The organism is uncultured Escherichia sp., from assembly GCF_948475835.1.
Lineage (GTDB): Bacteria > Pseudomonadota > Gammaproteobacteria > Enterobacterales > Enterobacteriaceae > ECMA0423.
In genome coordinates this window covers 1-10696 of the sequence record NZ_CAOLGM010000146.1, presented here as the reverse complement: position 1 = coordinate 10696, position 10696 = coordinate 1, and the positions used below count along the sequence as shown (strand labels likewise).

The following is a 10696-nucleotide window of genomic DNA, read 5'->3' as shown; positions in this document are numbered from 1 at the left end:
GTTCAGCATAGGTCTGGTAATCGTTTTTGGTCCCGTTGATACCAACAGCATAACCTGTACCTAACCAGTTATCCTGCTGCACACCAGCCTGGAAGCTCACGCCACTTTCAGTACCGTAACCAATCCCGAAGTTGAAGCTACCGGTGTTGCGCTCTTTTACCTTGTAGACGACATCTACCTGGTCCGGGCTACCCGGAACACGTTGGGTATCGGTATCGACAGTTTCAAAGAAGCCCAGACGATTCAGACGCTCCTTACCCTGATCGACCAGATCGCTTCCCAGCCATGCACCTTCCATCTGACGCATTTCGCGACGCAGGACGGCATCTTTCGAGGTATCGTTACCTTCAAAACGGATCTTACGCACGTAGAAACGGTTACCCGCATCAACGTTCACGCGTAATTTAACGGTTTTGTCGGCATCGTTAATTTCAGGCATCGACTGTACGCGCGGATAGGCATAACCATAGCGACCGAGAAGCTTTTTGATGTCATCTTCCATCTTGGTCACTTTGGTGCCGTTATACAGCTCGCCCGGCTCGATCTTAGTCAGCTGCTCAATTTCAGCGGAGTGCCCGGCAAGGTTGCCGCTCACTTCAACGCCAGAAAGCTTGTACTGATCGCCTTCGGTAATGTTCACCGTGACGTAAATACCTTTTTTATCTGGCGTCAGACTGACCTGGGTAGAGTCGATGTTGAAACGGGCATAACCGCGATCCAGATAGTAGCTGCGCAGGGTTTCAAGGTCGCCCGCCAGTTTCTGTTTCTGGTATTTACGATCGCCTACCACGTTCCACCACGGCACTTCGTCACGCAGTTGGAAATGAGAGATCAGTTCGTCGGTGGTGAAAGCATGGTTACCAACAATGTTAATTTGCTGGATTTCAGCTGACACACCTTCCTGGAACACCAGTTTTAGGTCAACACGGTTGCGCGGCAGCGGGGTCACGACAGCTTTTACGCTGGCGCTATATTTACCGACGCTGTAGTAGAAGTCTTCCAGACCTTTCTCGATATCGGCAATGGTGGTGCGATCGAGGGATTCGCCCACACGCACACCAGAAGCCTCGAGGTTTTGCTTCAGCATGTCATCTTTCACCGATTTGTTACCGGAGAAAGTAATGCTGGCAATGGTCGGACGTTCTTTTACCTGAACCAGAAGGGTATCACCATCACGAAGGACGCGAACATCCTCAAAGTTGCCGGTAGCAAACAGAGCGCGAATGGTATTACTGATATCTTCATCATTAACCGTGTCGCCTGTGCGCACCGGCATACTGAGGAGGGCCGCACCAACGGCGACACGCTGAAGGCCTTCGAAATGAATATCTTTCACTACGAACCCTTCAGCACCGTATACGGTGGCGCTGCTAAACAGCAGCGACGCTATGAGCAACTTTTTCATCGCCATCGTTATTATGCGTTCTTCCTAACTAACTCTCATAACCGAGAGAAATCATTGAAAAGTGCAAGCCCCATTAACAGCACCAGCAGAATCGAGCCAATGCGATAACAAAAGTCTTGAACCCGCTCGGATACCGGTCCGCCCTTGATCTTTTCGATCGCAAGGAACAGCAGATGCCCCCCGTCAAGTACGGGCAACGGAAACAGGTTAATTATCCCTAAGTTCACGCTAATAAGCGCAAGAAACGGCAGGTAATAAACTACCCCGAGTTCCGCTGTCATCCCAGCCCCCTTGGCGATAGAGATCGGCCCACTGAGGTTGTTCAGTTTCACATCACCGGTGATCAATTTTCCCAGCATACTGACCGTCAGCTTCATCAGCTGCCACGTTTTGTCCGTGGCTTCGACGATGGCGTTGAACGGCCCATACTGGCGTACAACTTTATACTCATCTGGCAAAGGAATGACTTTCGGCTCAATACCGACAAAACCAATCGCTTTACCATTACCCGGTTTACTCTCCGGGATTAATGTCAAAGACAAGGGACTTCCCTGCCTTTCGATTTCTAACGCTAAGGATTTACCCGGGTTATCCCGGACAAGCATCACAAAGGTCACCCACTGCGTTAAGGGCTGACCATCGACTTTAACGATCCTGTCGCCTGCTTGCAAACCTGCCTTGCTTGCCGCCGAGTTTGGTTGCACATTTTCCAGTACAGGTTCAATTTGCGGCCCACGAGGACGAATCCCCAGCGAAGATACCGGATCTTCTTTATCAGGCTCAAACGCCCAGTGACGTAAATCGAGCTTTACATCCCGCCGTTGGTCGCTGCCAAATGGCGCTACTGTAATGGTGGTGCTTTCATCGCCAATTTTATCGACCAACTGCAAACGCACGGCATCCCAATCAGGCGTTTCGATACCATCTACGGCTTTTAGTTCCGTACCTGGTGCAATTTGTGCTTCCGCAGCTATCGAATTGGCTGCTATTTCACCAACCACCGGACGTACGCCAGGCACACCAATAATAAAAACCAGCCAGTAGGCAAAGATAGCAAAAATGAAGTTTGCAACCGGACCTGCGGCAATAATCGCCGCTCGTTGGCCGACAGATTTATTATTGAAGGCATGGTGGCGGAGTTCCGGAACGACCGGTTCTGCGCGCTCATCCAGCATTTTGACATAACCGCCCAGCGGGATCAGGGCGATAACATATTCGGTGCCGAGCTTATCAGTTCGCCGCCAGAGCGCCTTACCAAACCCTATTGAGAAACGCTCAACGCGAACACCACAACGCCGGGCAACCCAGAAATGACCAAATTCATGCACGGTGATAAGTACACCCAGTGCAACGATGAACGAAGCCAAATCCCAGAGAAAACTCAGCATATTACCTTCCGTTAAAGCGTCCTGAATACCAGTAACAACAAGCAAGCAAAGACCGGTACCGCAGCCGTCAGGCTATCAATACGATCTAAAATACCACCGTGTCCTGGAATTAAATGACCGCTGTCCTTAATTCCTGCTTCACGCTTAAACATACTCTCGGTCAGATCGCCGAGCACTGAGGCTAACGCTGCGACAATAGAGCAAATGAGTAAGGTGACGGGAGCGACGTCGAGATTCGCCCACATGCCATAACCCCATGAGATTACCGCTGCGGTCGCTAGTCCACCTATAAAGCCTTGCCAGGTTTTACCCGGAGAAACCTTCGGTGCCAGCTTATGTTTACCAAACAATTTGCCAAACATATATGCGCCGGAGTCAGCGCCCCATACCAGGATCATGACATAGAGCAGCCATATTGCGCCACTGTAATGATTCTCGTCATAGTGCCAGGCCCGTAACGCCAGCATGCCCCAGAAGAAGGGAACAATGGTTAGCACGCCAAAAATAAGGCGCAATGTTTTAGAGTTACGCCAGATTGCTGCGGAACCTGGGTAAAACAGCACCAGCAATAGCGCGACAATCCACCAACCCAGCGAAGCCCAAAGTGAGATTTCAACCAGCGGTTGATGAATATTTCGGTGATATTCCGGCAACAGAAAAAGCATCAGCGCCAACAATAACCCGCATAACACCGCCAACCATACTCGCTGCGAACGAGTGGTAAAACCGCTAAGCTGTCCCCATTCCCACGCTGCCAGCATGCAGACCACCAGCGTTACGATGGCGAACCCCACCGGCGGCAACAGAAACAACGCCGCGATGACGACGGGTATTAACACAAAAGCAGATATCAGGCGATACTTCAGCAAAAGCGACCCCCATCAGGCTGTTTCATCACCGGGCTCGGTGCCGCCGAAACGACGCTCTCGATTAGCAAAGGCATTTAACGCCCCTTCAAAGTCTTGTTCATCGAAATCGGGCCAGAGAACATCTGTAAAGTAAAGTTCGGCATAGGCAATTTGCCAAAGCAAAAAGTTACTAATGCGATGCTCCCCCCCAGTCCTAATTACTAAATCTACAGGGGCCAGTTCATGCATACAGACATGCTGGTTTAGCATCTCTTCATCTATCTGATCTGGTTGCAGGTTTCCTTGCTGCACCTTTTCAGCCAGTTGCCTGACTCCCTGGACTATATCCCAACGTCCACCGTAGTTCGCCGCAATATTCAGCGTCAGACCGGTATTCCCGGCTGTTAGCGCTTCAGATTTACGAATACGTTCTTGCAAACGCGAGTTAAAGCGACTGGTATCGCCAATAATACGCAGACGCACGTTATGTCGGTGCAGACTTTTTACTTCGCTATCGAGCGCCCACACAAACAGTTCCATTAACGCACTGACTTCCTGCGCTGGTCGGTTCCAGTTTTCACTACTAAAGGCATACAGCGTTAACGCCTCAATACCGTTGTTGGCCGCAAAAGAGACAGCCCGGCGGACGGATTTTGCCCCGGCTTTATGCCCAAAGGCACGAATCTTCCCTTGCTTTTTTGCCCAGCGACCATTGCCGTCCATAATGATCGCAACATGACGGCAGCCATGCGCTGGCAATTTTTCGCTAAGTGGTTGAGTAGCAGACAACATCACGCGTTTTTTATTCCCTGACAGGGTTTACGGTACTCAGGAATACTGAAGCCTATACAAAAAAAAGCCGTGTAAAACCACGGCATACCTGACCTTATAAAGCCAACTACTTACGATCAGATGGCGCAGACTATATCACTGAAGCCCTACGCTAACAAATAGCGCGACTCTCTGTAGCCGGATTATCCTCAGCTTGCGAGACGCATCACCTCTTTTCTGGCGACTTCACGCGCGTTCGCATCAACAGATAACACATCGTCCACACATTGTGGTTCGCGCATATCCATTTTTTCCAGTACCGATAAATTCAACGCAGCGATATCCGTAAAGCGGATTTGTTGCGCAAGAAAAGCAGCAACGGTAATTTCGTTTGCGGCATTCAATGCTGTCGTCGCTGCCTGACCTTGTTCGAACGCCTCCATCGCCAGTTTCAGGCATGGATAACGATCATAATCCGGTGCGGCAAATGTCAACGCACTTAGTTTGCAAAAATCGAGCGGCTTCACGCCAGAGTTCACGCGATTCGGCCATGCCATGGTGTGGGCAATTGGCGTACGCATATCCGGTTCCCCCAGCTGCGCCAGAACACTGCCGTCCTGATAGCGCACCATTGAGTGAATCACTGACTGCGGGTGAATCAGCACTTCCATCTGGCTGGCGCTGGCGTTAAACAGCCAACGCGCTTCAATGTATTCCAGACCTTTGTTCATCATGGTAGCCGAATCGACAGAAATTTTACGCCCCATCGACCAGTTCGGATGACGGCAGGCTTGATCCGGCGTCATTGTTGCCAAATCGCGCAATGGCGTCTCACGGAAAGGGCCACCAGACCCGGTAAGTAAAATGGACACCACGCCATTTTGCTCAAGGTCAGCGTATCCCAGATTATGCTGGATAGGTTGCGGTAAACTCTGAAAAATGGCGTTATGTTCGCTATCGACCGGTAACAATTGCGCTTTGCTCTGCTTTACGGCGTCCATAAACAGACGTCCGCAGGTAACCAGTGATTCTTTATTGGCCAGCAAAATGGTTTTACCCGCGCGGATCGCAGCAAGCGTAGGTAACAGCCCAGCAGCGCCAACAATGGCTGCCATCACCTGATCAACATCCTCAAGCGCTGCCATATCGCAAGCGGCTTGTTGCCCACTTAAGACTTCGGTGCGGCTACCCTGTTGCTGTAGCATCGTTTTAAGAAGTTTCGCACTCGCTTCATCGTCCATTACGGCATAGCGGGGAGAGAATTCCAGGCACTGTTCTACCATGCGAGTGACATTTTTGCCTGCCACCAGCGCAACTACGCGGAAGTGTTCGGGATTATGGCGCACCACGTCCAGCGTGCTGCAACCAATCGAGCCGGTCGAGCCCAGAATGGTGAGTTGCTTCATGAAACATCCAGAGTTGAGACAGAATAAAAAGCAAAACGCCGCCAGCCGATCCGCAAGGATCTACTGAGCGGCGTTTTTGTCGTTCAAGAAATCAGAACTGCATCAGTTCTGCTTCTTTGTCTGCCAGCGCCGCTTCAATTTTCTTGATTGCAGCATCAGTCAGTTTCTGTACATCGTCCTGAGAACGGCGATCGTCGTCTTCGCTGATCTCTTTATCTTTCAACAGTGCTTTCACTTTGTCGTTCGCGTCACGACGCACGTTACGTACTGCAACACGCGCTTGTTCTGCTTCACCACGAACGATTTTGGTCAGATCTTTACGACGTTCTTCCGTCAGCGGCGGCAGCGGAACACGGATGTCGCTACCCGCAGAGTTCGGGTTCAGGCCAAGATCGGACGCCATAATCGCTTTTTCAACGGCCGGAGACATTGAACGATCAAACACGTTGATTTTCAGTGTACGGGAATCTTCTACCGTTACGCTTGCCAGCTGACGCAGCGGCGTCGGCGTGCCGTAATATTCCACGACAATGCCATCCAGCAGGCTGGGAGAAGCACGACCCGTGCGTATTTTGCTGATTTGGGTTTTGAACGCTTCTACGCATTTGTCCATGCGTACTTCAGCATCTTTTCTGATATCGCTAATCACGTTACGAATCCTTGAAAACTTGTCTCAGTCAGACCAGACAGTCACACACAGTGGAAGTGTGCTAAGTATAGCCCTGATTAAACATATTACGGGTAATCGTCTGGATTATTAGGCTATTTTATTTGCCATTTTGGCCCCGGGCAGTGCTCGCCATCCTCACGTACTTTTGTACGCTCCGGTTGCTGCGCGCTGGCCGTGACCAAACTGCCTGCAACAATAACGCCTTATAACCAGACTAACGCCCCCGCGATACTTACGTGGAATCTTACCCTTATTTATCCATCACGGGAATTATTCCGTGATTAAAGTCCCTTCTTTTTCACCCATTACCACACGGCGCAGCGCACCCGGTTTGTTCATGTTGAAAACACGAATCGGTAATTTATGGTCACGAGCCAGCGTGAAGGCCGCCAGGTCCATGACTTTCAGCTCTTTTTCCAGCACTTCGCTGTAAGTCAGTTGCTCGTACATGGTTGCGGTTGGATCTTTCGCCGGATCAGCGGTAAACACGCCGTCAACTTTAGTTGCTTTCAGCACCACATCGGCTTCAATTTCGATACCACGCAGGCAAGCTGCTGAGTCGGTGGTAAAGAACGGGTTACCTGTACCGGCGGAGAGGATCACCACACGGTTGTTGCGCAACAGGCTGATAGCTTCTGCCCAGCTGTAGCTGTCGCACACGCCATTCAATGGAATAGCGGACATCAGACGAGCGTTCACATAGGCGCGGTGCAGTGCATCACGCATTGCCAGGCCGTTCATTACGGTCGCCAGCATCCCCATGTGGTCGCCCACAACGCGGTTCATACCCGCTTTCGCCAGACCAGCGCCACGGAACAGGTTACCCCCACCAATCACCACACCAACCTGAATACCCAGTTCAACCAGTTCTTTGATTTCCTGAGCCATACGATCCAGTATGCTTGCATCAATACCGAAGCCTTCAGTGCCCTGCAGAGCTTCGCCACTCAACTTAAGCAGAATGCGTTTATAGACGGGTTTTGCATTGGTAGCCATGTTTCTTTCCTGAGACTGTCAACGATTGAAATGAATTAATACTAGCGACATTGTACGTCGCTTTTCAGCGCAGCCCCACAAGGGTTAGCTGAATTTACAAGATGGGCACAAAAAGAAGCCGCCCTCAGGCGGCTCCTTTTTGATAATTAAGACTGCTTGGACATCGCAGCAACTTCTGCTGCAAAGTCAGTCTCAACTTTCTCGATGCCTTCACCCACTTCGAAGCGGATGAAGCCAGTCACTTCAGCGTTATGCTCTTTCAGCAGCTGACCAACAGTTTTGCTTGGTTCCATAACGAACGGCTGACCGGTCAGAGAAACTTCGCCGGTGAATTTCTTCATGCGGCCTTCAACCATTTTCTCTGCGATTTCTTTCGGCTTACCAGACTGCATCGCGATATCCAGCTGTACCTGGTATTCTTTTTCTACCACTTCAGCGGATACGTCTTCTGGTTTGATGAATTCTGGCTTGCTTGCAGCAACGTGCATAGCGATGTGTTTAACCAGCTCTTCGTCAGCGCCTTTAGCAGCAACCAGAACGCCGATACGCGCACCGTGCTGATAAGAACCCAGAACGTCGCCTTCCAGCGCAGCAACGCGGCGAATGTTGATGTTTTCACCAATTTTCGCTACCAGCGCAACACGTTCTTCTTCGAACTGTGCTTTCAGAACTTCAACGTCAGTGATTTTGCCAGCAACAGCTGCGTCCAGAACTTTGTCTGCGAACGCCTGGAAACCAGCGTCTTTTGCAACGAAGTCAGTCTGGCAGTTAACTTCCAGAATGATGCCGTAGTTGCCGTCGATTTTGGTTTTGATCACGCCGTCAGCAGCAACGTTGCCTGCTTTTTTCGCTGCTTTAATAGCACCGGACTTACGCATGTTTTCGATTGCCAGCTCGATGTCGCCGTTAGCTTCAGTCAGTGCTTTTTTGCAATCCATCATGCCTGCGCCAGTACGCTCACGCAGCTCTTTTACCAGGGATGCGGTAATTTCAGCCATTCTAAAATCCTCGGAGATGTGATCTGCCCGGCATTAAACCGCACAGATATAAAAGTGAAAAAGGGGGCCATATGCAGGCCCCCTAACCAAACGTGTACTACCTGGTCTATAAGGGCTCTCCCCCTTCATATTTCGCGCCGCAGATGCGTTATCTTCGCTCGCTCATCCCGGTCACTTACTGATGTAAGCTCCCGGGAATTCTCGAGCTTGCCGCCTTTCTGCAACTCGAACTATTTTGGGGGAGTTATCAAGCCTTATTACTCAGCTTCTACGAAGCTTTCTTCCGCCTGGGAAGCCAGATCCTGAGAACGGCCTTCACGTACGGTTGCAGCAACAGCGCCCAGGTACAGGGTCACAGCACGGATTGCGTCGTCGTTACCCGGGATAACGAAGTCAACACCGTCCGGATCAGAGTTGGTATCAACGATAGCAAATACCGGAATACCCAGGTTGTTTGCTTCTTTGATAGCAATGTGTTCGTGGTCAGCATCGATTACAAACAGAGCGTCCGGCAGACCGCCCATGTCTTTGATACCGCCCAGGCTGTTTTCCAGTTTCTCCAGCTCACGAGTGCGCATCAGCGCTTCTTTCTTGGTCAGCTTTTCGAAAGTACCGTCCTGAGACTGAGTTTCCAGGTCTTTCAGACGTTTGATGGACTGACGAACGGTTTTCCAGTTAGTCAGCATACCGCCCAGCCAGCGATGGTTCACGAAGAACTGGTCGCAGCTCAGAGCAGCGTCTTTCACCGCTTCGCTTGCAGCGCGTTTAGTACCAACGAAAAGGATTTTACCTTTGCGAGAAGCAATCTTGTTCAGTTCAGCCAGAGCTTCGTTGAACATCGGTACAGTTTTCTCAAGGTTGATGATGTGAACTTTGTTACGCGCACCGAAGATGAACGGCTTCATTTTCGGGTTCCAGTAACGGGTCTGGTGACCGAAGTGAACACCAGCCTTGAGCATGTCGCGCATGGAAACAGTTGCCATGATTAAAACCTCTATATAAAAGTTGGGGTTATGCCTCCACGTATCCCATATTACCGACCCCAAAGGGCACCCCGGAATATGTGCCGATACGTGTGTGTTGTTACACAAAGTGAGATTGTCGCTTCCGTCCAGTCTGTGTATACGAAATGGATCGGAAGTCCGGCGCGCTTTATACCACAAATACGTCATGGACACCAATAATTGTTGGCGCTGTGTACAGCATCAGATGTCGAATTTTCTATTATAGAAAACCTTCAGTGGCACGTTTGGCGAAATTCAGAATGATTCTCAATTTGCCCGGGTGTGATACCATTGACGGCACTTACATATATATTGTCGGTATCACCGACGCTGATGGACAGAATTAATGGCTATCTCAATCAAGACCCCAGAAGATATCGAAAAAATGCGCGTCGCTGGCCGACTGGCTGCCGAAGTGCTGGAGATGATCGAACCGTATGTTAAACCGGGCGTCAGCACCGGCGAGCTGGATCGCATCTGTAATGATTACATTGTTAATGAACAACACGCGGTTTCTGCCTGCCTCGGCTATCACGGCTATCCGAAATCCGTTTGCATCTCTATTAATGAAGTGGTGTGCCACGGTATCCCGGACGATGCTAAGCTGCTGAAAGATGGCGATATCGTTAACATTGATGTCACCGTAATCAAAGATGGTTTCCACGGCGATACCTCGAAAATGTTTATCGTCGGTAAGCCGACCATCATGGGCGAACGTCTGTGCCGCATCACGCAAGAAAGCCTGTACCTGGCGCTGCGCATGGTCAAACCAGGCATTAATCTGCGCGAAATCGGTGCGGCGATTCAGAAATTTGTCGAAGCAGAAGGCTTCTCCGTCGTTCGTGAATATTGCGGACACGGTATTGGTCGCGGCTTCCATGAAGAACCGCAGGTGCTGCACTATGACTCCCGTGAAACCAACGTCGTACTGAAACCTGGGATGACGTTCACCATCGAGCCAATGGTCAACGCGGGTAAAAAAGAGATCCGCACCATGAAAGATGGCTGGACGGTAAAAACCAAAGATCGCAGCTTGTCTGCACAATATGAGCATACTATTGTGGTGACTGATAACGGCTGCGAAATTCTGACGCTACGCAAGGATGACACCATCCCGGCGATAATCTCGCACGACGAATAAGATGAAGCCGGCGAATGCCGGCTTTTTTAATGCGATAATTTAATCTTATGGGTGGCGCACAATGAATAC

The 10696-nt window shown here is 50.5% G+C and carries 10 protein-coding genes; 1 reads left to right on the top strand and 9 read right to left on the bottom strand.

Features of this window, described 5'->3' with window-relative positions:
* The 9 genes from bamA to rpsB all read right to left on the bottom strand — a co-directional run.
* Positions 1-1411 (bottom strand): outer membrane protein assembly factor BamA (gene bamA / locus QZF50_RS20630; RefSeq protein WP_287166623.1); only part of this gene is annotated, 1411 nt, incomplete at its 3' end.
* Positions 1412-1440: 29 nt separating this feature from the next.
* A complete protein-coding gene (rseP, locus tag QZF50_RS20625) occupies positions 1441-2793 on the bottom strand; it encodes a sigma E protease regulator RseP (protein ID WP_001295561.1) in 1353 nt (450 codons plus the stop codon).
* Between the two features lie 11 nt (positions 2794-2804).
* Entirely contained in the window at positions 2805-3662 is an 858-nt protein-coding gene (cdsA, locus tag QZF50_RS20620; RefSeq protein ID WP_000922446.1) for a phosphatidate cytidylyltransferase, read from the bottom strand.
* 12 nt (positions 3663-3674) lie between these two features.
* Complete coding sequence (gene ispU / locus QZF50_RS20615) at positions 3675-4433, bottom strand: (2E,6E)-farnesyl-diphosphate-specific ditrans,polycis-undecaprenyl-diphosphate synthase (protein ID WP_001295562.1); 759 nt, start codon at positions 4431-4433, stop codon at positions 3675-3677.
* 188 nt (positions 4434-4621) lie between these two features.
* Complete coding sequence (gene ispC, locus QZF50_RS20610; RefSeq protein ID WP_000811923.1) at positions 4622-5818, bottom strand: 1-deoxy-D-xylulose-5-phosphate reductoisomerase; 1197 nt, start codon at positions 5816-5818, stop codon at positions 4622-4624.
* A gap of 91 nt (positions 5819-5909) precedes the next feature.
* Positions 5910-6467 (bottom strand): ribosome recycling factor, encoded by a 558-nt coding sequence (frr, locus tag QZF50_RS20605; RefSeq protein WP_000622418.1) that lies wholly within the window; start codon positions 6465-6467, stop codon positions 5910-5912.
* A gap of 291 nt (positions 6468-6758) precedes the next feature.
* The gene (pyrH, locus tag QZF50_RS20600) at positions 6759-7484 is read right to left on the bottom strand and encodes a UMP kinase (RefSeq protein WP_000224573.1); all 726 of its coding nucleotides are present in this window, start codon (positions 7482-7484) and stop codon (positions 6759-6761) included.
* Positions 7485-7630: 146 nt separating this feature from the next.
* The gene (tsf, locus tag QZF50_RS20595; RefSeq protein WP_000818114.1) at positions 7631-8482 is read right to left on the bottom strand and encodes a translation elongation factor Ts; all 852 of its coding nucleotides are present in this window, start codon (positions 8480-8482) and stop codon (positions 7631-7633) included.
* Between the two features lie 257 nt (positions 8483-8739).
* The gene (rpsB, locus tag QZF50_RS20590; protein WP_000246884.1) at positions 8740-9465 is read right to left on the bottom strand and encodes a 30S ribosomal protein S2; all 726 of its coding nucleotides are present in this window, start codon (positions 9463-9465) and stop codon (positions 8740-8742) included.
* 367 nt (positions 9466-9832) lie between these two features.
* Between rpsB and map the strand changes: the two genes are divergently transcribed.
* Positions 9833-10627: a type I methionyl aminopeptidase gene (map, locus tag QZF50_RS20585; protein WP_001018194.1), complete on the top strand. Its 795-nt coding sequence runs from the start codon at positions 9833-9835 to the stop codon at positions 10625-10627.
* Positions 10628-10696 lie beyond the last annotated feature (69 nt).

What these genes read in the sequence shown, in the direction of transcription:
- rseP (WP_001295561.1), bottom strand. Translation starts at nt 2,793, where the DNA reads ATGCTGAGTTTTCTCTGGGATTTGGCTTCGTTCATCGTTGCACTGGGT.
- ispU (WP_001295562.1), bottom strand. Translation starts at nt 4,433, where the DNA reads ATGTTGTCTGCTACTCAACCACTTAGCGAAAAATTGCCAGCGCATGGC.
- ispC (WP_000811923.1), bottom strand. Translation starts at nt 5,818, where the DNA reads ATGAAGCAACTCACCATTCTGGGCTCGACCGGCTCGATTGGTTGCAGC.
- pyrH (WP_000224573.1), bottom strand. Translation starts at nt 7,484, where the DNA reads ATGGCTACCAATGCAAAACCCGTCTATAAACGCATTCTGCTTAAGTTG.
- tsf (WP_000818114.1), bottom strand. Translation starts at nt 8,482, where the DNA reads ATGGCTGAAATTACCGCATCCCTGGTAAAAGAGCTGCGTGAGCGTACT.
- rpsB (WP_000246884.1), bottom strand. Translation starts at nt 9,465, where the DNA reads ATGGCAACTGTTTCCATGCGCGACATGCTCAAGGCTGGTGTTCACTTC.
- map (WP_001018194.1), top strand. Translation starts at nt 9,833, where the DNA reads ATGGCTATCTCAATCAAGACCCCAGAAGATATCGAAAAAATGCGCGTC.